General features: G+C 72.1%; 20 protein-coding genes. 8 read left to right on the top strand and 12 right to left on the bottom strand.

Annotated features, from left to right (window positions below; translation table 11 throughout):
- Nucleotides 1–65: 65 nt before the first annotated feature.
- Together D3273_RS01315 and D3273_RS01320 are read right to left on the bottom strand one after the other, a co-directional pair.
- The gene (locus D3273_RS01315; RefSeq protein ID WP_129222778.1) at nt 66–1115 is read right to left on the bottom strand and encodes a ribose-phosphate pyrophosphokinase; all 1050 of its coding nucleotides are present in this window, start codon (nt 1113–1115) and stop codon (nt 66–68) included.
- Between the two features lie 244 nt (nt 1116–1359).
- Entirely contained in the window at nt 1360–3111 is a 1752-nt protein-coding gene (locus D3273_RS01320; protein ID WP_129222779.1) for an outer membrane beta-barrel protein, read from the bottom strand.
- A 150-nt stretch (nt 3112–3261) separates the two neighbouring features.
- Between D3273_RS01320 and D3273_RS01325 the strand changes: the two genes are divergently transcribed.
- The gene (locus D3273_RS01325) at nt 3262–4281 is read left to right on the top strand and encodes a KpsF/GutQ family sugar-phosphate isomerase (RefSeq protein WP_129222780.1); all 1020 of its coding nucleotides are present in this window, start codon (nt 3262–3264) and stop codon (nt 4279–4281) included.
- Nucleotides 4282–4303: 22 nt separating this feature from the next.
- Here the strand turns inward: D3273_RS01325 and D3273_RS01330 are convergent, their stop codons facing one another.
- The 3 genes from D3273_RS01330 to folE form a co-directional block, all read right to left on the bottom strand.
- Entirely contained in the window at nt 4304–6673 is a 2370-nt protein-coding gene (locus tag D3273_RS01330) for a putative bifunctional diguanylate cyclase/phosphodiesterase (RefSeq protein ID WP_129222781.1), read from the bottom strand.
- A 63-nt stretch (nt 6674–6736) separates the two neighbouring features.
- Nucleotides 6737–7234: a 6-pyruvoyl trahydropterin synthase family protein gene (locus D3273_RS01335; RefSeq protein WP_129222782.1), complete on the bottom strand. Its 498-nt coding sequence runs from the start codon at nt 7232–7234 to the stop codon at nt 6737–6739.
- A gap of 135 nt (nt 7235–7369) precedes the next feature.
- Nucleotides 7370–8041, bottom strand: coding sequence for a GTP cyclohydrolase I (folE, locus tag D3273_RS01340; protein WP_129222783.1), 672 nt, complete (start codon nt 8039–8041; stop codon nt 7370–7372).
- A 186-nt stretch (nt 8042–8227) separates the two neighbouring features.
- Between folE and D3273_RS01345 the strand changes: the two genes are divergently transcribed.
- Nucleotides 8228–8734 (top strand): putative pterin-binding protein, encoded by a 507-nt coding sequence (locus tag D3273_RS01345; RefSeq protein ID WP_129222784.1) that lies wholly within the window; start codon nt 8228–8230, stop codon nt 8732–8734.
- A gap of 82 nt (nt 8735–8816) precedes the next feature.
- Here D3273_RS01345 and D3273_RS01350 read toward each other — a convergent pair whose 3' ends face one another.
- The gene (locus D3273_RS01350; protein WP_245500925.1) at nt 8817–11519 is read right to left on the bottom strand and encodes an MGH1-like glycoside hydrolase domain-containing protein; all 2703 of its coding nucleotides are present in this window, start codon (nt 11517–11519) and stop codon (nt 8817–8819) included.
- 317 nt (nt 11520–11836) lie between these two features.
- Here D3273_RS01350 and D3273_RS01355 point away from each other — a divergent pair, with 317 nt between their 5' ends.
- Nucleotides 11837–12769, top strand: a complete 933-nt coding sequence (locus D3273_RS01355; RefSeq protein ID WP_245500942.1) for an alpha/beta fold hydrolase — start codon at nt 11837–11839, stop codon at nt 12767–12769.
- Between the two features lie 7 nt (nt 12770–12776).
- Here D3273_RS01355 and D3273_RS01360 read toward each other — a convergent pair whose 3' ends face one another.
- On the bottom strand, nt 12777–13466 hold the full coding sequence (locus tag D3273_RS01360; RefSeq protein ID WP_129222786.1) for a DsbA family protein: 690 nt from the start codon (nt 13464–13466) through the stop codon (nt 12777–12779).
- Nucleotides 13467–13589: 123 nt separating this feature from the next.
- Between D3273_RS01360 and D3273_RS01365 the strand changes: the two genes are divergently transcribed.
- The 5 genes from D3273_RS01365 to D3273_RS01385 all read left to right on the top strand — a co-directional run bounded on the left by D3273_RS01365 (nt 13590) and on the right by D3273_RS01385 (nt 19225).
- On the top strand, nt 13590–14657 hold the full coding sequence (locus D3273_RS01365; protein ID WP_129222787.1) for a lytic murein transglycosylase: 1068 nt from the start codon (nt 13590–13592) through the stop codon (nt 14655–14657).
- Nucleotides 14658–14689: 32 nt separating this feature from the next.
- Complete coding sequence (locus D3273_RS01370) at nt 14690–15757, top strand: SGNH/GDSL hydrolase family protein (RefSeq protein WP_129222788.1); 1068 nt, start codon at nt 14690–14692, stop codon at nt 15755–15757.
- Between the two features lie 238 nt (nt 15758–15995).
- On the top strand, nt 15996–17771 hold the full coding sequence (locus tag D3273_RS01375; protein ID WP_129222789.1) for an acetolactate synthase 3 large subunit: 1776 nt from the start codon (nt 15996–15998) through the stop codon (nt 17769–17771).
- Between the two features lie 289 nt (nt 17772–18060).
- Nucleotides 18061–18624, top strand: coding sequence for an acetolactate synthase small subunit (gene ilvN, locus D3273_RS01380; protein WP_129222790.1), 564 nt, complete (start codon nt 18061–18063; stop codon nt 18622–18624).
- A gap of 4 nt (nt 18625–18628) precedes the next feature.
- Nucleotides 18629–19225, top strand: a complete 597-nt coding sequence (locus tag D3273_RS01385; protein ID WP_129222791.1) for a LysE family translocator — start codon at nt 18629–18631, stop codon at nt 19223–19225.
- Between the two features lie 40 nt (nt 19226–19265).
- Here the strand turns inward: D3273_RS01385 and D3273_RS01390 are convergent, their stop codons facing one another.
- The 5 genes from D3273_RS01390 to D3273_RS28700 form a co-directional block, all read right to left on the bottom strand.
- Nucleotides 19266–21254, bottom strand: coding sequence for an APC family permease (locus D3273_RS01390; RefSeq protein ID WP_245500926.1), 1989 nt, complete (start codon nt 21252–21254; stop codon nt 19266–19268).
- A gap of 82 nt (nt 21255–21336) precedes the next feature.
- On the bottom strand, nt 21337–22206 hold the full coding sequence (locus D3273_RS01395) for a class I SAM-dependent methyltransferase (RefSeq protein WP_245500927.1): 870 nt from the start codon (nt 22204–22206) through the stop codon (nt 21337–21339).
- A complete protein-coding gene (locus tag D3273_RS01400; protein ID WP_129222793.1) occupies nt 22203–23201 on the bottom strand; it encodes a GNAT family N-acetyltransferase in 999 nt (332 codons plus the stop codon). The genes D3273_RS01395 and D3273_RS01400 overlap by 4 nt, the downstream gene beginning before the upstream one ends.
- Nucleotides 23198–24241 (bottom strand): glycosyltransferase, encoded by a 1044-nt coding sequence (locus D3273_RS01405; protein WP_129222794.1) that lies wholly within the window; start codon nt 24239–24241, stop codon nt 23198–23200. The genes D3273_RS01400 and D3273_RS01405 overlap by 4 nt, the downstream gene beginning before the upstream one ends.
- Nucleotides 24238–25017, bottom strand: coding sequence for a PIG-L deacetylase family protein (locus D3273_RS28700; RefSeq protein ID WP_207210619.1), 780 nt, complete (start codon nt 25015–25017; stop codon nt 24238–24240). The genes D3273_RS01405 and D3273_RS28700 overlap by 4 nt, the downstream gene beginning before the upstream one ends.
- Between the last annotated feature and the right edge of the window lie 8 nt (nt 25018–25025).

The raw sequence follows: 25025 nt of genomic DNA on the forward strand, positions 1-25025 counted from the left end.
GCTATCTGGTCGCGGCTCCGGACCCCGGCAAGTGTGAGACGGTGCTGCGGGTTCCGCGAGAAACCTCAGGCCCCGGCCGCCGCCGCCCGCGGCAGGACCTGCACCATCGCCGGCTTCTGGTGCTGCATGGCGGGCGGAGCCGGGACGGCGTAGACGCCCGCCACGGTGGCGTTCTCGAACAGGCTCGACACCGACTGCTCCTGCGAGATGCGGCCGATCGCTTCGCCGATCAGCGGCGCCACCGACATCACGCGGATGTTCTTGGCGACCCGCACCGCTTCGGTGGCGCGGATCGTGTCGGTCAGCACCAGTTCCTTGAGGTTGGAGGACGCGATGCGCGACACGGCCCCGCCGGACAGCACGCCGTGGGTGACGTAGGCCGACACGTCGGACGCGCCCTGCGCCAGCAGCGCGTCGGCGGCGTTGCACAGCGTGCCGCCCGAATCCACGATGTCGTCGAGCAGGATGCAGCTCTTGCCCCGGACGTCGCCGATGATGTTCATCACCTCGGATTCGCCGGCGCGCTCGCGGCGCTTGTCCACGATGGCGAGGGGCGCGTCGATGCGCTTCGCCAGGGCGCGGGCGCGGATCACGCCCCCGACGTCAGGCGACACCACCATCACGTTCGCGCAGTTGAAGCGCTCCTTCACGTCGCGCACCATCACGGGGGCGGCGAAAAGGTTGTCGGTCGGGATGTCGAAGAAGCCCTGGATCTGGTCGGCGTGGAGGTCGACCGTCAGCACGCGGTCGACGCCCGCATGGGTGATGAGGTTGGCGACGAGCTTGGCCGAGATGGGCGTGCGCGGCCCCGCCTTCCGGTCCTGGCGAGCGTAGCCGAAATAGGGCACCACCGCGGTGATGCGCCGGGCCGAGGCGCGCCGCAGCGCGTCGGTCATGATCAGCAGCTCCATCAGGTGGTCGTTCGTCGGGTAAGCGGTCGACTGCACGATGAACGTGTCCTCGCCCCGCACGTTCTCCTGGATCTCGACGAAGATCTCCATGTCGGCGAAGCGCTTCACCACGCAGCGGGTCAGCGGCACGCCGAGGTAGGCGGCAATCGCTTCCGTCAGGGGCGCGTTCGAATTCCCCGACAGGATCTTGATGGTTCCGGCCATGGGTTCACCTCGAGGTCGACGGATGACGGCGCGCCGGCCCGGGGGCGGCGGGCGCGGTTCGTGACGGGAGGCCGCGGCGGCGGCGCTCCGCCGCGGCGGCCGTGGGGGCGCCGGGGCGGCTGCGTCATAACAGCGTTGCCGGGCCGGAACAACGCGCAGCTCCGCAACGTCATGAATCCTTCGCTCGCCGCCGCGCGGGCGGCGTCCCGGCTCCGACGCCGGACCGTCCGGCGCGGCCCGACGGTCAGCGCTGCAGGCGCAACCCCACGAGCCCGACGTTCTGGCCGAAGCTCGACCCCGCGAGCGTGCTGTTCAGCCGCTCGTGGCTGTAGGTCGCCGTGGCCACGAGGTCGCGCGTCAGGTGGTATTCGGCCTTCAGCGTTTCGGCGAGCGTGTTCTCGGCGATGGCCACGCCGACGTAATCGGTGTTGAGGTAGGACAGCGCGCCCGTGATCGTCAGGTTGCGCAGCAGGGCGTGCGAGGCTTCCAGCGTCACCGAGCGGGATTCGGAGCCGGACGAGCCGGCCACGTTGGTTTCCTCGAAGGTCGTGGCGGCCCGGAAGCTGATCGTCGTCAGCGGCGTCATCGCGTAGGTGACGGCGCCGTTGAACACCGGGCTGGCGATGTCCTTCAACCGCGGGTCCTGGTAGGCGCGGGTCCCGTAGCCGGCGGACACTTCGCCCGTCAGCAGCCGGGTGAGCTCGAAGCTCGACCCGACCTGCCCCACGAACCCCACCGAATCGCGGGCGTAGCCCGTGTAGTCGACCGTGTGGTCGTGGATGCGCTCGTCGCCGAACAGGTCGACGAAGGGCTGCAGCACCGGCGTCGCCTCGTAGGTGGCGCGCAGGCGCAGGCCGGCGTCGTTGAAGTTCAGGCTCGCCAGGTTCTGCAAGTAGGTGTTGGCGACGCCGTCGGCGTTGTCGTAGGCGGTGCGGTCCAGCGAGCCGTGCAGCGCGAGGTTCAGGCGGCCGAAGGTTTCGGCGCCGCCGACCGAGCCCCCGAAGGTGGTGATCAGCGGCCGCGTCGTGCTGTTGGCCGCGGCGGCGCTCAGCACGCCGACCTCGGGCGAGCCGAGGCGCTGGGTGTCGAGCGCGAACCGCGTTTCGGCGTCGAGCGTCGTGTCGCGGTCGACGTCGAAGCGGTAGTTCGCCACCCCGACGGCGTCGGGGCGGTCGGCTTCGGGGGTCGAGAAGAAGACGTCGTAGCCGCCGTGCAGGCTCGCCGTGAAGCTGTTGCGCGACCAGGCCGAGGCCACGGCGAGGCCCCCCTCGGTCCGCTCCAAGGCGGAAGGGCGCAGGCCCGTCTGGGTCTGGTTGGGATTGGAATCGTAGCCGACGCTCTGCGTGACGTAGGGCGTCAGGCGCAGCGACCCGACGTCGTAGCCGACGGCGTCGAACGGAGCGTCCTCGACGCGGCCGCGGAGGCGGCCGGCGAAGGGCAGCGCCGCGACGGTCGGGCCGGGGCGGATGACGTCGCCCACCGTGTCGATCGCGGCGCCCGATCCCCTGAGCGCCAGGGCGGGGTCGCCGCCCGTGCCGCGCGGCCGCTGCGACGGCGCGGTCGAGGTCGGATAGGCCTGCAGTTCGGGGAGGGTCGGCGCGCCCCTGCGGGGATAGCGGATCCGGTCCTCGGTCTTGGCCGTGCCCTTCGGGGGGGCGAAGCGGCCGCGCGGCTTCTGCGGCTGCTGCGGGCCGGGGGAGCCGTCGTTCGCGGTCCCGACGCCGCCGTCGGACGGCAACCGCGGCGCGGCGGCGCCGGGCGCATCCGCGTCCATGCCGACATCGAAGCGCGGCGTCCCCCCGGGGGACGCGGCCGACGAACCGGCCGCGGTCCCGTCGAGGGCGCCCCTCAGGCTCGGGGCGCCGATCGCGGCACCGTCCGCCGCGTCCTGGGCGGCGGCCGGCGGGATCGCGCATCCGGCGGCGAGGGCGGAAGCGAGGCCGGCGGCGCGCAGCAGGGCCGCGGTGCAGACCGGACGGCGGTTCGTCGAAGACACGTGGCGCCCGCCCTTTCCGGCCCCTGCCGATGCGATGAACGGACGGTAAGCAATCTTGGTTAATGCCGGGTTATGGCCCGGCCCGCTGGGGGAGGCGTCCGGATCCCGGCCCGGCGTGCAATGATGCCGCGCCGGTGGTATCGAGCGCCGATGTCGATCCCGTCCGCCCGTCCCGCCCCCGCGGCCCTCCCCCACGACGGCGCCGTGCCGTCGGCGCTACGGACGCTGCGGCTCGAACGCGCCGGCATCGCGGCGCTGGAAGCCGCGCTGGCGGGGCCCGTCGCGCGGCTCGGCCACGAGTTCGCCGCCGCGGTGGCGCTGCTCCTGCGCGTTCGCGGCCGCGTCATCGTCACCGGCATGGGCAAGTCCGGCCATGTCGGCCGCAAGCTCGCCGCCACGCTGGCGTCGACCGGCACCCCCTCCTCCTTCGTCCATGCCGCCGAGGCGAGCCACGGCGATCTCGGCATGATCCAGGCCGACGACGCCGTGGTGGCCCTGTCGTGGTCGGGGGAAACGGCGGAGCTCGCCGCCATCATCACCTACGTGCGCCGCTTCGGCATGCCGCTGGTGGCGCTGACCTCGAACCCGGACAGCGCGCTGGGCCGCCAGGCGGATCTGTGCCTGACGCTGCCGAAGTCCGAGGAAGCCTGTCCCAACGGCCTCGCCCCCACGACCTCCACCACGATGCAACTCGCGCTGGGCGACGCGCTGGCGGTGGCCCTGCTCGAAGCGCGCGGCTTCTCGGCCCACGACTTCAAGACGCTGCACCCCGGCGGCAAGCTCGGCAGCCAGCTCACCTACGTGCGCGACGTGATGCACGCCGGCGCCGAGGTGCCGCGCGTGTCCGTCGGCGCCGCCATGGACGAAGCCGTGGTGGAGATGACGGGAAAGCGCTTCGGCTGCGTTTGCGCGCTCGACGCGGCGGGGCGGCTCGCCGGCCTGGTGACGGACGGCGACCTGCGCCGCCACATGGGACCGGGGCTGATGGCGCTGCGGGTCGACGCGGTGATGACCGCCCGGCCGCTGACGATCGGCCCGGACGCGCTGGCCGTGGAAGCGCTGGCGCTGCTCAACGGGCAAAGGCGCAGCGTGCTGCCGGTGGTGGACCGCGACGGCGTGCCGGTGGGTATCCTCCACATCCACGACCTTTACGCGATCGGCCTGGCGTGAAGCGCGGCGGACCCGCGGGGGCTCACGCCGCCGCCGGCTCCTCGATCAGCGAGGGGGCGAGGTCGAAGATCATGCTGCCGACCGGCTGAGGGCGGCCGAAATGGTAGCCCTGCACCTGATCGCAGCCGGCCGCCTGCAGCTGGGCGAACTGTTCGGCGGTTTCCACGCCCTCGGCCGTCGTGGTCATGCCGAGGCTGGCGCCGAGCGCCGCGATCGATTGCACGATCTTGATGCAGTCGGGCCGCGTCGACATCTCGCGCACGAAGGACTGGTCGATCTTGATCTTGTCGAAGGGGAAGCGGCGCAGGTAGCTCAGCGACGAATAGCCGGTGCCGAAATCGTCCATGGCGATGCGGATGCCCAGCGCGCGGAGGTCGTGGAGGGCCGCGAGCGACCCGTCGCTGTCGCTGAGCAGCACGCTTTCGGTGATCTCCAGTTCGAGGCGCGTCGGGCGGAGGTGGGAGCGCAGCAGCGCGTCCTTGACGGTGCCGACGAGGTCGCGCGACCGGAACTGCGCCGGCGACAGGTTGACCGCCACGGTCAGCTCGCGCGGCCACCGCGCCGCCTGCGCGCAAGCGGCGCCGAGCACCCAGGCGCCGATCTCGCCGATGAGCCCGATCTCCTCGGCGACCGGGATGAACACGGCCGGCGACACCAGCCCGCGAACCGGGTGGCGCCAGCGCAGCAGCGCTTCGAAGCCCACGATGGCGATGCGGCGCGCGTCCACGAGGGGCTGGAAGAACACCTCGAACTCGCCGTTGGTCAGCGCCGAGCCGAGGTCGAGCTCGAGCGCGCGCCGGAAGCGCCGCGCCGCATCCATGTCGGGCTCGAACACGCGCGCGTTGTTCTTGCCGCCGAGCTTGGCCTGGTAGAGGGCGAGGTCCGCGTTCTTCATCAGCTCGTCGCCCGTCGCCCCGTCGTCCGGCGCGCTGGCCACGCCGACGCTCGTGGTGACGAACAGCACGAGGCCGTCGAGGTCGAAGCGCTCGCCGAGCAGGCTCACGAGGCGGTCGGCCAAGGGCGACTCGCGATGGGGGTCGGCGCCCTGCCACTGCAGGATCGCGAACTCGTCACCCCCGAGCCGCGCCACGACGTCCCCGTCGCGCACGCAGGCGGACAAGCGGCGCGCGACCTCGCACAGCAGCGCGTCGCCGACATGGTGACCGTGGCTGTCGTTGACGTCCTTGAAGCCGTCGAGGTCGAGGCAGAGCACCGACACCCGGCCGCCGCGGGCGGGCAGAGACGCCAGGGCGGCATTGAGCTCCTGGCCGAAGAAGACCCGGTTGACGAGCCCGGTCAGACCGTCGTGGTGGGCCAAGAACCTGATCTGGTCCTCGGCGCGGCGCCGTTCCGTGATGTCCTCGTAGGTGGCGACCCATCCGCCTTCGGGCATGGGCTCGTGCGACACCGACACGATCGTGTGGCCGCCGCCATCCTCCACGAACCGGGACGCCCCGCCGCTCGCCTGGAGCGAACGATGGCGCGCCTGCACGTCGCCCAGCCGGCCGTCGGCCGACCGGCCGATCAGGTCGTCCATCGCCATGCCCGGCATCGGCTCGAGGCTCAGCCCGAAGAGCTCCGTGAAACGGTGGTTGCAGACCACGAGGCGCTCCTCGGCGTCGACCATGCAGAGCGCCTGGGACATGTTGTTCAGCGCGGCGTCGAACCTGCCGTTCTGGATGCCGATCTCGCGGTCCCGCCTTTGAAGGATCTCGTTGCGGGACTGCAGCTCGCCGTTGATCGCGTGGACCTCGCGCGTGAGGCCGTCGGTCTCGTCGCGGGCCCGCACGAGCTGCGCGTTGTGCCAACCCACCATCACCATGAGCAGGCCGCCGAAGCCGAACAGGCCCGCCACGACGGCCGAGAAGATCCAGAACAGCCGGACCAGCTCGCGCTGGTCTTCCGCGACCTTCTCGCTGCCGAAGCTGTTGGCGGATGCGGCGAGATGGACGAGCTTGGGCTCGAGCGGGGCCAGGATGGCCAGCGCGGCGTCGCCGACGCCCGGGCGGGCGATGCGGTCGATCATGGGCTGGATGGCCGCGACCGCGTCGGCCAGCTGCTGGACGGTCGCCGTGTCCTCGGGGTCGCGCAGCGTGAACACGCGGAACTCCCCGTCGGTCATGAGCGACAGGCGGTTCACCAGCACGTCGTAGCGGAGGCCGACGTCGTCCGCGCCGACGCCCGAGCCCGGCATGTTGGCGGCGGCGATCTTCTCTTCGAGGCGGTTGAACTCGCCGTTGGCCTGGCTGGCGAGCCAGCAGATGTTGTATCGCGACACCTGCCGCAGGGCATCCTGCCGCTGCACGATCAGCCAGGAAACCGCGCCGGCCGTCGCCATGAGCATGCACATCAGGGCGAAGATGACGAACTTGCCGGTTCTGATCGACCACACGCGCAGCGAGCTCCACAGATGCGAGCGTTCGACGAGCCGTCGGATGGGCGGCGCCGTTTGGCGTCAGTCGCAGGTATAGAGGGCCGAATTTCCGCCGTGCTCGCGGACCTCCACGCTTTCTAGCCAGACGCGACCGTCAGTGCTTGTTTGCACCATATCGTTTACCCGAGCGTAAACGAGGCGGGCCGTCGCCTCGCATCCGACGGCCGGCAGGACCCTGACGTCGGCGAGACCGAGCCGTCCCAGCTCTTCGAGCCTGTCGCGTTCCGGGTCGTCGGCCGCGACCAGCAGGGTGTGGTCGAACATCTCGTGCAGCCATTGGCGCACGGGCTTCAAGCCGCCGAAGTCGAAGCACCAATGGCGCTCGTCGAGCTCGCGGGCGACGAAGACGAACTTGAAGGCCAGCGCGTAGCCGTGCAGCAGCCGACAGTGGGACTGCCCGGCCCTCCACTGTCGGAACGTGCAGGACAGGCCTTCGTTGTGGTCGTAGGTCTTCGTCGAGCGGTAGGTGCCTCCCCCCGACTCGGATTTCAGTCGGACGGGATCCAAGATGTGATCCATGGGATCTCCTCCACGCAGCTCGGGTGCGACACGACGGTGCCCCGGATGATGCCGCGCAGGCTCGCGTGAGGGATGGGACGTCCCGATTCGGACACCGCGGTCCCGCGGTGCGGATCGGGAGCGGCGGTGGGATCGTCAGCCGGCGCCGCGCTCGAGCATGGAACATTCCTGCAGGAATTCCGCCTTCAGCTGCGGATCCGTGGCGAGTTCGCCGTAATAGGTGGTGTTGACCATGCGGCTGGCGCGCGACGCCCTGACGCCGCGGTGGCTCTTGCACATGTGCACGGCGCTGACGCGCACCGCCAAGCCCCGGGGCGCCGTGTTGTCCACGATGAACCGCTCGATCTGCTTCACCAGCTCCTCCTGGATCTGCAGGCGGGCGCAGAAGTAGTCCACGATGCGATCGTACTTGGACAGTCCGATGATCTTGCCGTCCGGCGACGGCAGGATGCCGATCACGGCATGGCCGTAGATCGGCATGAGATGATGTGCACAGGTCGAGCGGACCTCCAAAGGTCCCGTGACGATGAGCTGCTCGCAACGCTCGACGTTGTCGAACTCGGTGATCTTGGGCGGCGACGAGAACCGGCCCCTCATGATCTCCTCGACATACATCTTGGCGACACGGGCGGGAGTTTCCCGCGTGTTGTGGTCGTTGCGATGATCGATCATCAGGATGTCGAACAGTTCTTCGATCTTCTGGGCCGCAGCTTCCCGCATCGCGAGCCTGTCGCCATCGTTCAGGATGCCGACGATGGACTGATTGCCCAAGCTGGCGGCGGCCGCCGTATCGACGATTTTGTTCAAGTCACGCCCCTCTTTAAGCTCAGGCACAGGCAACCATCATGGAATGGGATGAAAAACGCGTTATAACGCCGCACGCCCCCTGGGTCGGGGCGCAACACGCCGCCCCGCGGATGCCGCCCGACACGCTTTCTTAACAGGCGGCGGGTGAGGCTCGCGGCGGCGGCACACTGCACGAGGACAGACGTGATGAGATCGACAGTGTTATGGATCGCCGCTGCGGGCCTGCTGGGCCTGATGACCTCGGCCGAGGCCGCGAACCTGCCGCCGCCCGCCGACAAGCCCATCCTGACCATCTCGGGCGACATCACCGAAAAGAACGTGGGAGACACGGCCCAGTTCGACCGATCCATGCTCGAACACCTCGGCGTCGTGAAGATCGAGACCACGACACCCTGGTACAAGGGGACGGTGACGTTCGAAGGCGTTCCCATGGACAAGCTCATGGCCGAGGTCGGAGCCAAAGGTCAGAAGGTCGTCGCTTACGCCCTGAACGACTACACCACCGAGATCCCGATGGAGGATTTCGCCAAGCACCATGTCATCTTGGCGCTGAAACGCAATGGCGAATATATGTCTGTTCGCGACAAGGGCCCGCTTTTCGTGGTCTATCCCTACGACAGCGAACCCGAGCTGAAGAGCCAGATCTTCTACAGCCGCTCAGCTTGGCAGGTCGCCAAACTGGTCGTGAAGTAAACCACCGGTCGCAGCGATTGGTCGGCGGCGGGCGCGGAGCGGCGTCGCCGACCCCGGACCGGAACGGTGGGGGAATCTCGGGTCAGCGCGGCGCGACGCCGAGCGACGGCCGCGCCAGGAGGTTGGCGACGAGCGCGGTCCAGCCGGTCTGGTGCGAGGCGCCGAGGCCCTGGCCGGTGTCGCCGTGGAAATATTCGTGGAACGGCAGGTGGCCCTCGACGGCCCCGCCCCGCGCCGCCGCGGCGTCGACGGCGGGCCGCGCCCCGTCGGGGCCGGGCAGGAACAGCCGGCCGAGCCGCCGCGCCAGCTCGTCCGCTACCTCGCCGAGATCGAGCATCGTCCCCGAGCCGACGGGGCATTCCACCCGGAAATCCGGGCCGTAATAGCTGTGGAATTGGCGCAACGCGTCGATCAGCAGGAAATTCAGCGGCATCCACACGGGGCCGCGCCAGTTCGAATTGCCGCCGAAGAGCCCGCTCGTCGATTCGCCCGGCGTGTAGTCGACGGTGTAGCGCGCCCCGCCCCGCTCCAGAACGAAGGGCGCCGCCGCATGGGCCTTGGACAGCGACCGCAGCCCGTGGCCTGACAGGAACTCGGTCTCGTCGAGGGCGCGGAGCAGCAGCTTCTTCAGCCGCGAGCCGCGCAGCAGCGATAGCAAGTGCCGCTCACCCTCGCCGCGCTCGTTCCAGCGCGACACCAGTGCGGCCAGCTCCGGCTTGAACTTCAGGAACCAGCGCAGCCGCCGGGTGAAGTCCGGCAGCTTGGCGAAGACGCTCTCGTCGAGCACCTCCACGGCGAAGATCGGGATCAGCCCCACCATGGAGCGCAGGCGCAGCGGCACGTGGTGCCCGTCCGGCTGGCGCAGCGTGTCGTAGAAGAAGCCGTCGCCGTCGTCCCACAGCGACACGCCGTCGGCGCCGATATGCGCCATGGCGCCCGCGATCGTCATGAAGTGCTCGAAGAACTTCGTCGCGATGTCCTCGTAGACGCGGTTGGACTGCGCGAGCTCCAGCGCGATGCGCATGAGGTTGAGCGCATACATGGCCATCCAGGCGGTGCCGTCCGCCTGGTCGATGATGCCGCCGTCCGGCACGGGCTCGGAGCGGTTGAAGGGCCCGATGTTGTCGAGGCCCAGGAAACCGCCCTGGAAGATGTTGCGGCCGCCGGCGTCCTTCTGGTTCACCCACCAGGTGAAGTTGAGCATCAGCTTGTGGAGGATGCGCTCCAGGAAGGCGATGTCGGCGACGCCCGTGGCGGCGCGGTCGATCTCGTAGACCCGGAAGGCCGCCCAGGCGTGGACGGGCGGGTTCACGTCGCCGAAGTTCCACTCGTAGGCGGGGAGCTGCCCGTTGGGGTGCATGTACCAGGCGCGCAGCAGCAGGACGAGCTGGTCCTTGGCGAAGCCGGCGTCGACCGGCGCCATGGCGACGCAATGGAAGGCGAGGTCCCAGGCGGCGTACCAGGGATATTCCCACTTGTCCGGCATGAGGATCACGTCGGCGTTGGCGAGGTGTTCCCAATCGGCGTTGCGGCCGCGGCGGCGCGCAGCCGGCGGCGGGGGGTTGACGGGATCGCCGGCGAGCCACACCCCGACATCGAACAGGTACACCTGCTTCGACCACAGCAGGCCCGCCACGGCCTGACGGTGCACCGCGCGGGCGTCCGGGTCCGCGATGCCGGCCTGCAGCGCCGCGAAGAACGCGTCCGCTTCCGCGCGGCGCAGGTCCAGCACCGCGTCGAAATCCGCGAAGGGATCGGCCGCGTCGTCGGCGGGGCGGAAGCGCAGGCGCAGGGACGCGTCCGCGCCCGCGGGCAGGTCGAGCGCCGCATGGGCGGCGGCCTTGCTGCCCGAGCGCGCCAGCGTGCCCTCGGCGCCATCGACCACGGCAGCGCCGATGCCGTCCTTGAACGGACCGGGCGCGGGCGTGCCGAAGAGCAGCGGGGCGTTGGTCTCGTTCTCGGTGAACAGCCAGGGCCAGGCGCCGTCGATCGACAGGCGGCGCGCCGGCATCTCGGGCCGCTCGGCCAGGACGGCGCCGGCCGACGCGGGCGCGATGACGGCGCGGCCCGCCGAGGCCGCCTCCATGCTGTGCCGTCCGCCGCTCGGCCGGGCGACGCCGTCCTCCGGGTCGGCCCAGGACCAGGTGTTGCGCGCCCACAGCGTCGGCAGGACATGGACCCGCGCCGCCGCCGCGGACGCGTTGCGCAGCGTCACCCGCATCAGGACGTCGTCCGGACCCGCCTTGGCGTATTCCACCGTCACGTCGACGTAGGCGCCGCCGTCGAGCACGCCCGTGTCGGGGAGCTCGTATTCGGGATCGTGGCGGCCGCGCCGGGCGTTCTCGGACAGGAGCTCCGCGTAGGGGAAGGCCGCCAGCGGGTAGCGGTACACGAAGCGGTTGTAGGAATGCGTCGGGGTCGCGTCGGCGTAGTGGTACACCTCCTTGACGTCCTCGCCGTGGTTGCCTTCCGCGTTGGCGAGGCCGAAGAGGCGCTCCTTCAGGATCGGGTCGCGGCCGTTCCACAGCGCGACGCCGAGGCACCAGCGCTGCTGGTCGTCGCAGAACCCGGCGAGCCCGTCCTCGCCCCAGCGATAGGCACGGGAGCGGGCGTGGTCGTGCGGGAAGGCGCCCCAGGCGTCGCCGTCGGCGCTGTAGTCCTCGCGCACCGTGCCCCACTGCCGCTCGCCGAGGTAGGGTCCCCAGCGGCGCCACGCGGCGCCGTCGGCGATCTCGCGCAGGCGGCGGCCCTCGGCGGTGTCGTGCACGGGGTGGGGACTGCTCAAGGCTGCGGCTCCGGACGGGGCGGGCGACGGGTCAAAAGGCCGGCTTTCACGATCCGTGCCGCCGGCCGAGGGGCCTGGCCGGTCATCGGAGTGCCGCTGCGCCGCAGTGCTCATCGCGCGGTCGGCAGGGGGGGGGGGGGAGCGCGGCGAGCGCGCCCGAGCCCCGGTCGGGCGGGTCGGCGGACCGAGCGCCGAAGAGGGCTCGGCCCCCCGGGTCGCCGCGCGACGCCGCCCCGCTCCCTCGGCCGAACAGGGTCTGAACCCCGCGCTCGGCTGCGCCGTTGACGCTTCATCCCACCAGGAGCGCCGCCATGGACATCCTTCCCCCCAAGCACGAGACGGTGGAGCACGGCGGCACGCGCCTGCACGTGGCCCGCCTGGAATCGCTGGAGCGGCCCGAGAACAGCGGCCGCGGCTCCGAGGACGGCCGCACGCTGCTGTTCCTCCACGGCTGGCCGGAGTTCTGGTGGACGTGGTCACCCGTGATGGAACGGCTCGCCGCGCGCGGCTACGACTGCGTGGCGCCCGACCTGCGCGGCTTCGGCGACAGCGACAAGCACCCGGCCGGCCGCTCCGCCGAAGTCGGCGCCGACGTCCACGCCGCCGACGCGCTGGCGGTGCTCGACGCGCTGAAGCTCGGCCGCGTCGGCGTGGTGAGCCACGACGTCGGCGCCTATGCGGCGCAGAGCCTCGCGCGGCTGGCGCCGGAGCGCCTGAGCGGGCTGTTCTTCTTCAACTGCCCGCATCCCGGCATCGGGCCGCGCGGGGCGGCGCCCGACATGCTGGGGGAAATCTGGTACCAGAGCTTCAACCAGCTCCCCTGGGCGGCCGAGATGGTCGGCGCCTCGCGCGAGTCGATCCGGACCTACATCGGCTCCATGCTGCGGCATTGGGCGGGCGGCAACCCGGCGGCCTTCGACGACGAGACCGTGGAACGCTTCGTCGACAACTTCGCCAAGCCCGGCAACCTGCAGGGCGGCTTCAACTGGTACGTCAGCCAGGGCGCCGACCGGCTGAAGACGTTCAAGGGCCAGGCGCCGGAGAAGCCGCCGATCGCCGTGCCGACCTGCGTGCGCTGGGGCGACCGGGACCCGATCCTACAGGCCGCCTGGGGCGACACGCTCGGCCACACCTTCACGGACCTGGATTTCCAGCCCTTCGCCGGGCTCGGCCACTTCCCGCACCGCGAGGACCCCGACAGGTCGGTCGAGGAGATCGACCGCTTCTTCCGCGGTCGGCTGGGGATGTGAGGGTTCCTCAGCCGCAGGCGAGCCTGTCGCAGCGCTTCATGTCGGCCACCGCCTTCTGCAGCGCGTCGGGGCCGGGGTAGCCGAGGATCCCGATGTTGCCGAGCGAGAAGGACGGCGTCGCCTCGAAGCCGAGCGACTGGGCGAGTTCGGCCTGGCGCTTGATGACGGCGCCGACCTGCGGCAGGTCGGCGGCCGCCTCGATGGCGCGGGCGTCGAGCCCCATCTCGCCCACCACCCCGAGCGACATCGGCCCGTCGATGGGTCCGCGCTTGGCATAGACGGCCCGGTGGAACGCGTAGGCCTGCGCGGGACCGGCGGTGCGCAGCACGGCCTGCTGCACCTTGGCGGCCTGAACCGAGCCGAGGCTCAGGATGGGGTTGTTGACCAGGCCGAGCTTCAGGCCCGGGTTCATGCGCAGCAGGCCGTCGAGGTCGGCTTCGGCCTTGCGGCAGAAGGGGCAGTTGTAGTCGAAATATTCGACCAGGATCACGTCGGGGTGATTCGCCCCCGTCCACACCACGCCCGGCAGGCCCTCGACCGACAGGTCGGAGGGGAGGCGGTAGTTGTAGACCTGCTTGCCGTCGTCGGCCGTGAAGGGGAACAGGCTGCCGGCCTGTGCGGCCACGGGGCGCGGCAGCGCCCCCGCCCCGATGAAAGCCAGCGCGCCCGCGATGGCGCCCCGTCGATCCGTCACCATCCCTGAACATCCCCGCGGCTTCGATGCCCGCGAAGCTAGCGCCGCATGGTGAACGCTCTGTCAACCATCCGGCCGCTAGGCTCGCGCGGGGGCCGAACAGTCGGCCGCGACCGGGGCTCCATCATGGCCAAATCCGTCCGTCAGGCCGAGTCCGTCGATACGGCGAAGCGGCGGCATGCCGGGGGCGCCCTGGCGCTCCTGGCGTCCGCCCTGCCCGGCTTCGCCTTCGCGGCGGCGCCCGCCGCCGCGCAGGGCGAGGGCTTCGCGGCCTTCGTCGGGTCGCTGTGGCCCGAAGCCCACGCCCACGGCGTGTCGCGCGCGACCTTCGACGCCGCCTTCGCGGGGGTGACGCCGGACCCGGACGTGATCGAGAAGACCCGGACGCAGGCCGAATTCCACAAGACGATCGGCCAGTACCTGGAAACCGCCGTGTCCGACAAGCGGATCGCGCTCGGCCAGGAGAAGTACGCCGCCAACGCCCACTGGCTCGCCAAGGCCGAGGACCGCTTCGGCGTCGACCGCTACATCATCATGGGCGTGTGGGGGCTGGAAACGAAATACGGCACCTACATGGGCGACCATTACGTGGTCCGCGCGCTGGCCACCCTGGCCCATGCGCGCTACCGCGGCACCTATTTCCGCACCGAGCTCGTCAAGGCGCTGGTGATCCTGCAGGAAGGCCACGTCGACCCCGCCCACATGATCGGCTCCTGGGCCGGCGCCATGGGGCAGACGCAGTTCATGCCGTCGAACTTCAAGCCCTACGCGGTGGACTTCGAGGGCGACGGCCGCCGCGACATCTGGACCAGCGTGCCCGACGCCGTGGGGTCGACGGCCAACTTCCTGAAGAAGCACGGCTGGGTCGCGGGCGAAACCTGGGGCTACGAGGTGCACCTGCCCGACGACGTGACGGCGCCCGCGGACCGTTTCGCCCCGTTCGGCGCCTGGGCGGCCCGCGGCGCCGTTCGGGCGGACGGGGGCGAGATGCCCCGCGGCGGCGTCGCGGCACTGCTCCGCCCGGCCGGGCCCGGCGGGCCGGCCTTCCTCGTCACGCCCAATTTCAAGGTCATCAAGAGCTACAACAACTCCACCTCCTACGCCCTCGGCGTCTGCCTTCTCGGCGACCGCATCGCCGGCTGGGGGCCTTTGAAAGCGCGCTGGCCCGGCGCTACCCTGGCGCAAACGCGGTGAACCCACGACGGTGAACCCACGACGGTGATCCCATGACGACCTTCCCTGCCCGCGCCGCCCGGACGGCGCTGCTCGCCGCCGCGCTGCTCGGCGCGGGGACGCTCGCCGCCGGGGCGGAGCCCGCCGCGCCGCCCCGCCCCGCCGCCGCGGCGCGGCCGCAACCCGGCGCGAAGCCGGTCGTACTCGTCGTCGGCGACCGCTTCGCCACCGCGCTGGCCGACGGCCTCGAAGCCGACCCCGCCATCGCGGTGTCGCGGACCACGGGCGACGGGTTCGGCCTGACGAAACCGACCTTCGCCGACTCGCTGCCGACGATCCGCGACCGCCTCGCCCGCGCCGACAAGCCCGCGCTCGCCGCCGTGATGGTGGGTGCCGACGACCGCGACGCCCTGTCGGACGGCGCCATCCGGTTCGAGCCCGGCTCGCCCGGCTGGGCCAAGCTCTACGGCGACCGCGTCGACCAGGTGTCGAAGCTGTTCCGCGACGCCGGCGTGCCGCTGGTCTGGGTGGGGCTGCCGGCGGTGCGCTCGGCGGAGCTGTCCGCCGACATCGTGCGGCAGAACGGGGTGATCCGCGACCGCGCCGCGAAGGACGGCGCCGCCTACGTGGACAGCTTCGACGGCTTCACCGACGCCGCCGGGCGCTACAGCCCGGTGGGGCCGGACGCCGACGGCGCGACCGCCAAGCTGCGCCGCGCCGACGGGCTCGGCTTCACCCGCGCCGGCGCCCGCAAGCTCGCGAGCTTCCTCGCCCCCGAAGTGGCGCGGCTGGGACGAGGCGCCGCCGCCGCGGGCGCCGCCGACGTGGCCAACCTGACGATCGAGCGGGCACGCGGCTTCGACGCGGCGCTCGACGTCGACGTCAACGCGCAGATCCGCCGCGAAGCCGCGCGGGCCCAGGGAGCGGGCGCCCCACCGGTGCCGTTCGCCGCCCTCCCCCAGGGCCCGGCGGCCGGCCCCGTGCTGCCGTTGACGGCCGCGCCGGTGGCGCCGGACGGGCAGTTGGCCAGCCTCGTAGTGCCGGCCGGGGCGCCCGTCGGCGCCGAGCCCGGCCCGCCGCGGCCCGGCCGCGCCGACGACTTTTCGTGGCCCAAACCCTGAGCGGTGCGGCGCGAAAGCGGGCTTGACGCCCCGGAACCGGGGTGGTAGCCCTGTCCCACTGATAGCAAGCGTGGCATCCATGTCGACCCAGCTCATCGTAATTCTGGCGCCCGAAGCGGACCGAGACTAGCTCTCGGCTTCCGCTTTCGGCGCATTCCCAAGGCCCCTCGCGGGCCTTTTTTGTTGCCCAGAATTCCGTCGACCCACGCCCCCCGAGCCTTCGAAACGGAGCCCACCCATGTCGAGACAGATGACCGGCGCCGAGATGGTCGTCACCGCCCTGGAAGACCAGGGCGTCGACACGATCTTCGGCTATCCGGGCGGCGCCGTCCTGCCGATCTACGACGCGCTGTTCGGGCACCAGAGCGTGAAGCACGTCCTCGTCCGCCACGAGCAGGGGGCCGGCCACGCCGCCGAGGGCTACGCGCGATCGTCGGGCAAGGTCGGCGTGCTGCTGGTGACGTCCGGCCCCGGCGCCACCAACGCCGTCACGGCGCTGACCGACGCGCTGCTCGACTCGATCCCGCTGGTCTGCATCACCGGCCAGGTGCCGACGCACCTCATCGGCTCGGACGCGTTCCAGGAATGCGACACGACCGGCATCACCCGCCATTGCACCAAGCACAACTACCTCGTCCGCCGGGTCGAGGACCTGCCGCGCATCCTGCACGAGGCCTTCTGGGTGGCGTCGCACGGGCGCCCGGGCCCCGTCGTCATCGACATCCCCAAGGACGTGCAGTTCGCCACCGGCACCTACGTCGGCCCGCAGAACATCGTCCACAAGACCTACCAGCCCAGGGTCAAGGGCGAGATGGACCGGATCCGCCACGCCGTCGCGCTGATGGCGGCGGCGAAGCGCCCCGTCTTCTACACCGGCGGCGGCGTGATCAACGCGGGCCCGGAAGCCTCCGCGCTGCTGCGCGAACTCGTCGGGCTGACGAACTTCCCCATCACGTCCACCCTGATGGGTCTCGGCTCCTACCCGGCCTCGGGCGAGAACTGGCTCGGCATGCTGGGCATGCACGGGACCTACGAGGCCAACCACGCCATGCACGACTGCGACCTGATGATCGCCGTCGGGGCGCGCTTCGACGACCGCATCACGGGCCGGCTCGACGCCTTCTCGCCGGGGTCGACGAAGATCCACATCGACATCGACCCGTCGTCCATCAACAAGGTCGTCAAGGTCGACCTCGGCATCGTCGGCGACTGCGCCTTCGTGCTCGAGGACATGGTGCGGCTGTGGCGCTCGGAAGGGCACGGGGCCGACCGCGCCGCGCTGGCCGAGTGGTGGGGCAGAATCGACGGCTGGCGCAAGCGCAACTCGCTCGGCTTCGCCAACTCCACGTCCGTCATCAAGCCGCAGCACGCCATCCGCCGCCTGCACGAGCTGACCAAGGACCGCGACACCTACATCACCACCGAGGTGGGCCAGCACCAGATGTGGGCAGCGCAGCATTACGGCTTCGAGAAGCCGAACCGCTGGATGACGAGCGGCGGGCTCGGCACCATGGGCTACGGCCTGCCCGCCGCCATCGGCGTGCAGATGGCGCACCCGGACGCGCTGGTGATCGACGTAGCCGGCGAAGCCTCGATCCTGATGAACATGCAGGAGATGTCGACGGCGCTGCAATATCGCCTGCCGGTGAAGATCTTCATCCTCAACAACAGCTACATGGGCATGGTGCGCCAGTGGCAGGAGCTGCTGCACGGCTCCCGCTATTCGGAAAGCTACTCGGAAGCCCTGCCGGACTTCGTCAAGCTGGCCGAGGCCTACGGCGGGGTCGGCATCCGCTGCGAGGACCCGGCGGAGCTCGACGCCGCGATCCTGCGCATGATCGACACCCCGAAGGCGGTGATCTTCGATTGCGTGGTGGAGCGCGAGGAGAACTGCTTCCCGATGATCCCGTCGGGCAAGGCCCACAACGAGATGCTGCTGCCCACCGGCATCGACGACTGGGGCGCGCCCGACCTCGGCGCCGTCATCGACGAGAAGGGCAAGATGCTGGTGTGACGCGTCGAGCGGCCCCTCCCCTCCTCCAGGGGGGAGGTGGCGCGAAGCGCCGGATGGGTGGTTCAGGGTATGGAGCGTCCCGCACCGGCCCCCATCGCGCCCGCGCCTTCCGGCGCGACAGGGCCGACGTCGAACGACGGCCCCGGGGCAGGCTGCGCGACCGCGGCCTCGGTGGGCACGAGTCCCTTCGCCCGCCATCGGGTCGCCCCGCCCCGGCCCCTCATCCGGCCCTTCGGGCCGCCTTCTCCCCGCCGCGGGAGAAGCATCGATCACCTCGAAAGACGACACCATGAACGCCCTGACCCCAGCCCCCGCCTCGCCGCCGTCCCCCTATTCCTCCGCACTCGTCACCTCCAAGGCCGAGTCTCACACGCTGTCGGTGCTCGTCGACAACGAGCCCGGCGTGCTCGCCCGGGTGGTGGGCCTGTTCTCCGGCCGCGGCTACAACATCGAGAGCCTGACCGTCGCCGAGGTCGCCCATGCCGACCACCAGTCGCGCATCACCATCCTGACCTCCGGCACGCCCGAAGCCATCGAGCAGATCCGCCACCAGCTCGAGCGCCTCGTCCCGGTCCACCGCGTCACGGACCTCACCGCCCAGGGCAACTTCGTCGAGCGCGAGCTCGCCATGGTGAAGGTGCGGGGACGGGGCGAGAACCGCATGGAAGCGCTGCGGCTGTCGGAAGCTTTCCGCGGCCGCGTGGTCGACGCCACGACGGAGTCCTTCACCTTCGAGCTGACCGGCGCGCCGTCCAAGATCGACCATTTCGTCGAGCTGATGCGCCCCGTCGGCCTCGTCGAGGTGTCGCGCACCGGCGTGGCGGCGATTTCGCGCGGTCCGGACGGGATGTGATCCCGTGCCGGCCGCGCTGCTCTGGGGTCTCGCGGTCTTCTGCTTCGTCAGCTCGATCACGCCCGGCCCGAACAACCTGATGCTGATGGCCTCGGGCGTGAACTTCGGCGTGCGGCGCACCGTGCCCCACGCGCTCGGCGTCGGCATCGGCTTCGTCGTCATGGTGGCGGTGGTGGGGCTCGGCCTCGCGGGGGTCTTCGCGCACTATCCCGCCCTGCTCGTCGCGATGAAGTGGGTCGGGGCCGCCTACATGGTGTGGCTCGCCGCGAAGCTCGCCCGCGCGGCGCCGCTGACGTCCGGCGCCGCCGCCGGCATGCCCATGACGTTTCTGCAGGCCGCCGCCTTCCAGTGGTTGAACCCCAAGGCGTGGATCATGGCGCTGACGGCGGTGGCGACCTACACCGATCCGGCCGACTACACCCGCACGGTCCTGGTGGTGGCCCTGGTGTTCGGCATCGTCAACCTGCCGTGCATCTCCACCTGGGCGCTGTTCGGCACGGCCATGCGGGGCGCGCTCGGCCGGCCGGCGACGCTGCGCGCCTTCAACTGGATCATGGCCGCGCTGCTGGTGGCCTCCCTCTACCCGGTGTTCACCGAATAGCTCTTCCTTGTCGGGGGATCGGGCCCGGATCCACCGCCCGTCACGCCGCCGCGTCGTCGCCCCTGCGCTCTTCGGGGATCAGGGCGTCGTCGAACCGCTCGGCCTCGAGGTGCCACGGGATCGTCACCACCACCACGCCGTCGCCGCCGAAGCGCATCAGCGCGTGGCTGAGGCGCGCGGCGTTGTGGGTGTGGAGCAGGTGCTGCCACAGGTGCGTCTTCGCCACCGTCGGCACCAGCACCGCCACGGTGCGGCCGGGCTGGTCGCGCCGCAGCCGCTCGACCAGGCGCAGCAACGGCGCGTGGATGCGCCGGAACGTCGCCTGGAGCAGCATCAGCCGGGGCGGGTTCAGCCCCGCCGCCCGCGCCGGCTCGGCGACGTCCCGCTCCCACGCGTCGCGGAGCCGCTGGGACGCGCCCTCGTCGTCGTCCTCGCCGTCGAGGTCGAGCAGGTGCACGGCGACGACGTCGGGCGAGATCTGCAGCGCGAAGCGCACCGCCTTGTCGGTGAGCCTGTCCCATCCGCGCGTCGCCACCAGCACCAGGGGCGCCTCGGACGCGCCGATGACCAGGGGCTCGTCGTCGCGGAGCTGCCCGTCGAGCCGGGCGTAATAGCCGTGGATGCCGCGCAGCAGCAGGATCACCAGCGGGATCGCGATCACGGTGATCCAGGCGCCTTCTACGAACTTGGCGGCCAGGATGACCAGCAGCGCCACGCCCGTGGTGGCGGCGCCGAGCGCGTTCACGCCCAGCCGGATGCCGTGCCGGCGCGCGCCCTTCCGGGCCCAGTGCACCACCATGCCGGCCTGCGACAGCGTGAAGGTGAGGAAGGCCCCGATGGCGAAGAGCGGGATCAGCCGATCGGTGATGCCGCCGAAGGCGACCAGAAGCAGCGCCGCGGTGGCGGCGAGGTACAGGACGCCGACCGAATAGACCAGCCGCCGCCCTGCCACCGCGAAGGGCCGCGGCAGGAAGCCGTCGCGCGCGACGAGCCGGCACAGGCGCGGGAAGTCGACGAAGCTGGTGTTGGCCGACAGGCACAGGATGCACAGCAGGCTGCCGATGGCGACCGTGTACAGCCAGCCGCGGCCCGCCACGGCGGCCACGAGCTGCGACAGCACGCTCTGGTAGCCGGGCGCGCTCTGATCCATGGCGTCGATGCCGTAGGCGCGGGCGAGATAGCCGATGCCCACGAGCAGGAAGCCCAGCGTCACCACGATCACGGTCAGCGTGCCGTGGGCGCGCCCCACCACCGGCGCGCGGAAGGCCGACACGCCGTTCGACACGGCCTCGACGCCCGTCATCGCCGTGCAGCCGGACGCGAAGGCGCGCAGGAACAGCCACAGCCCGAGCGTTTCGGTGGCGGCGGGCACGGCTGGCGGCGCCACGACGGGTTCGGGATGGCCGCCGCTGGCCAGCGTGGCCCAGACGCCGAGGGCGATGACCACGACGAAACACGCGATGAAGAGGTAGGTGGGCAGCGCGAACAGCCGTCCGCCGTCCAGCGTGCCGCGGAGGTTCACCAGCGTCAGCAGGGCGAGGACGGCGAGGCACAGCGCCAGCGTGTGGGGGCCGAGCGCCGGGACCGCCGAGACCAGCGCGCCGATGCCGGCCGAGATGCCCACGGCGACGTTGAGCACGTAGTCGATCATCAGGGCCGCGGCGGCGAGCAGGCTCGCGCCCGTGCCGAGGTTGGCCTTCGACACCGTGTAGGCCCCGCCGTTGGACGGATAGGCCAGCACGGTCTGCCGATAGGACGCGTAGAGAATCGCCAGCAGCGCCACGAGCAGCAGCATAATGGGTCCGACCACCGCGAGGCCGCCTGCGCCGAGCGGGAGCAGCACGGTCAACGCCGCCTCGGGCCCGTAGGCCGAGGACCCCAGGCCGTCGAGGCCCATGGCGGGCACGGCCTCGAAGACGCCGAGCTTGCGCTCCTCCGCCCCATGCGTCGCCAGGAAGCCGCCGAGGACGAAGCGGGTCACGCGCTCGCCGGGCGTCACGGGACGGTCGGAGGAGGGGCGGGGCGGCATCATGGGCACCTCATCGGCGAGCGGCGGCGAGCGGCGGCGCCGAAGCGCCCGCGAGCCCGAGGACGGGCGGCGGCGGGCGCGGTCACGCGGGCCGCCGCAGCACGAACACCGTCGCGTCCCACAAGCGGAAGGGGCGCTCGCCGACGCGTTCGAGGGCGAAGCCGTGCGCCGCCGCCGCACCGGCGAGGTCGGCGCGGTCGCGCGCCGGGTCGCCGCGGTAGGAATAGTTGAGCAGCACGGCCGCGCCGCCGGGGCGCAGGACGCGCGCCATCTCGGCCACATGCGCCCAGGCCAGCCCCGCCTCGACGAGGTAGGGAAACACGTCGGCCGCCAGCACCAGGTCGGCGGAGCCGTCCGGCACGCCGGCGAGGTCGCGCCCGGTCCCGGCGGCATAGCGCACGTTGGCGTGGCGGGACCGGCGCCGCGCTTCCGCGACCATGCCGGCCGACAGGTCGACGCCCAGCACGGAGCGGAGGCGGGGCGCCATCGCTTCGGAAAACCGCCCCATGCCGCAGCCGAGGTCGAGGGCGTCGCGGTCCGGCCCGAGCAGGCCCCAGGCGTCCAGGGCGTCGACGACCTCGGCCGTGGCGGCGGCGAGCAGCGCCGGATCACCGAGCGCGTAGAGGGCCACGCCGGCCTCGGGCGCGGTTTCGGCCAGACGGTCGAAGCTCGCGCGCCAATGGTCGAGCGTCGCCTCGGCGCCGCCCAGGGCCGGCGCGTGGTCCACCCCGCCCGCCACGGCGTGGACGGTGCGCCACGCGTCCGGGTGGGCGCGGAACAGCACGTCCACCTCGGCGACGGGCGCCGTAAGGCCGGGATGCCGCTCCGCCGCGTCAGCGAGCGCCGCCGCGGCGGCCCCGGGGGACTCCGCCGCCATGAGCAGGTGCATCAGCGCGATGTTGGCGGGCGCGCCGTCGCGCAGGCGGGCCGCCAGGTCGTCGGCGGCCGTCACGGGGCGGTCCGCCGCAGCAGGCGGCGGCTGTTGATCCGGTCGACCGCGCCCCATTCGTATTTGTAGGGCTCCTCGCCGCGCAGCAGGCTCAGCGTGCCGGCGCCGCCCGCCATCATGGCGTCGAGCGCGTGGCCCATCAGCACCGTGCCGGGGCTTTCGAAGGCGAAGGCGGGGTCGAAGCCGCCGAGATAGGCATGGAGAGTGCGCCCGCGCCGGAGCCCGTGGAAGACGCCCGCGACCCGCCCCTCGATGCGCAGCAGCGTCGCGTGGAGCAGCCCCGCCGCGGCGAGGCGCGGCGTGGCTTCCCGGTGGAAGGCCTGGACGGACGCGTCGGCCAGCACGCCGGCCTCGCCGCGGCTTTCCCACCGCGCCGCGTGGAGGCGGAACAGGGCGTCGAGGTGGGCGGGCGCGGTCGACGGCGTGGCGGCCTCCACGGCGGCACCGCGCCGCGCCGCGCGATGGCGGGCCATGCGCAGCTTGCGGAGCTTGCCGGGCGGGACCACCGCCCCGGGGTCGGCCGCGTCGTCGCCCCAGGCCAGCGCGGGGCAGCGGCTCTGCGCCGCCACGTCGTCGCGCCAGCCCGGCGGGGCCGCCCAGCCGAGCGCGGCGGCACCGGGCGCGAGTTCCTCCAGGGACAGCGCGTCCCAGCCCGCGACGCGCGACAGGGCGTCGAGCATCTCGGCCCCGACCCCGGGTCCCGCGTCGGGGGCCACGAGGAGGTCGAGGTCGTCCGACAGGCCGATGCCGAGCGGCAGCAGGCGGCGGCTCGCTTCCTCGCGGTAGAGCGGCGCCAGCGCGACGAGGTTTGGGCCGCGCCAGGCCGCCACGGTGCAGAGCGGGCCGGGCGCGAAGGTCCGCCACCAGGGCAGGAGCCAGGCCGGCGAGCGGAACGGGGTCGCGCCCGCGCAGCGCTCGAACAGGTCCCACCACGCCGCTTCGAGCGAGAACAGCCGCCCGGCGTCGGCGACGAGTTCGATGCGGCGCGGCGTCGTCACGCCGCCGCCCCCCCGGCCAGCCGCGCGTAGAGGGCGAGGTAGCGCTGCACCATGGCGGACTCGTCGAAGCGGTCGCGCGCCAAAGCGCGGCAGACCTCGGGGTCGATGGCGCCGACGCGCCGGATCGCCGCCGCCATCGCGTCCGCGTCGGGCACGAGGAAGCCCGAGCGCCCGTCCTCCACCGCTTCGGCGATGGCGCCGCTGGGGAAGGCCACGACGGGTGTGCCGCAGGCCGCGGCCTCGCGCACCACCAGCGACGACGTTTCCGCCGCGAGGCTCGGCACGAGCAGGCAGCACGCCGCGCTGAGCAGCCGCCGCTTGCGGGCGAAGCCGACCGGGCCGACGAAGCGCCGCCGCGCGTCGAGCAGCGGCCTCACCATCGCGTCGAAATAGTCTCGGTGGGCCGCGTAGGGGTAGACTTCCCCGGCGACGATCAGGGGGATGTCGGCGCGGTGGGCCGCCTGCAGGGCGAGGTGGACGCCCTTCTCGGGGCAGATGCGGCCGAGGAACAGCGCGAAGCCGCGCTTGGCGTGGCGCGCCGCGAGGCGGGCGACCGGCACGCCGTTCTCGATCGGCCCGACGAGGTTCGGGGACGGCGGGCAGGCGGCGTGCTGGGCGGCCGACACGCAGTTGAGCCAGGTGCGGGCGCGCGCCGGGCGGATCGCTTCCGGCGTGTACCAGCCGGGCGGCAGGTGCAGGGTGGCCAGCACGGGCGGGCCGGGCGCGGGGAGGTAGCGGTCGAAGTCGATGCCGTGCAGGTGGACCACGTCGACCCGCTCGCGGGACAGGACGTCGGCGATCGCGGCGCGGTTGGCGGCCTGGGCGGAGGCCTTCGCGTCGTCGTCGAGCACGCCGCCCGTCCACGGGACGGCCGCCAGCGCGCCGAACGCGCGCGAGCCTTCCGGCGCCACCACGATCGAGCGATGGCCGGCGGCCACGAGGGCGCGGTCGAGCGTCGACAGGACCTGTTCGGAGCCGCCCGTGCTGTCGGGCGACACGCGCGCCAACGGATAGGCGACGGACAGGACGGACAGGCTCACGGCGCGGTTCCGGCGCGGAGCTCGGCTTCGGCGGCCCGCACGGCGGCGAGCCAGCCGGCGCGGTCGAGGTTCCAGCCGTGGCGCTCGTAGAGCAGGTCGCCGCCGTGCGGAAGCCGGGCGAAATCGTAGGCGGGGGCGCGGCGGAACACTTCGCGGCCGAGGTCGAAGGAGGACAGCGTGGCTCCCTGCGTGGCGTGGCAGGCCGCCATGCGGCGCTTCGCGGCGAGCTCGGCGGGCGTGAAGGCGAGCCCCTCCTCGGCACCCGCGTCCGGGTGGGGCAGGAAGCGCTGCCGCACCCAACCCTCGGTTCCGGCATGGTAGAACGGCATCTCGACGATGGCCGGCCCCGCCCCGCCGGCATCGCGCACCGCGGCGTGGACCGCGAACGCCACGGCGTCGTGGTCCGGGTGGCCGCCCTCGTAGGCGTGGGTCAAGACGGCGCCGGCCCGCGCCACGAACGGCGCGAGCCGGCGCGCGACCTCGCCCATCCGCCGCGCGGCGCCCTGGTCGGCCACGCCGAACCCGCGATGGCGCCCGTCCGGCACGCCCGCGATGTCGAGCGCCGCCCTGGCTTCGCGCCATCGCGCCGCCGCGTAGGCGGACCGGCCCTCGAAGCCGTGCCGGCGGGCGTCGCCGCCGTCCCGCGGCGCGCCGTCGGTGACGTGGACCACGTCGACGTCGCGCAGGCGGGACAGCAGCGCGCCGCAGCCCAGCACCTCGTCGTCGGGATGCGCCACGACGACGAGCCAGCGGCGATCCGTGTCGATGACGTCCAAGCCCCCTG

It is taken from the genome of Lichenibacterium minor, assembly GCF_004137685.1.
In the GTDB taxonomy this organism is placed as follows: Bacteria; Pseudomonadota; Alphaproteobacteria; order Rhizobiales; family Beijerinckiaceae; genus Lichenihabitans; species Lichenihabitans minor.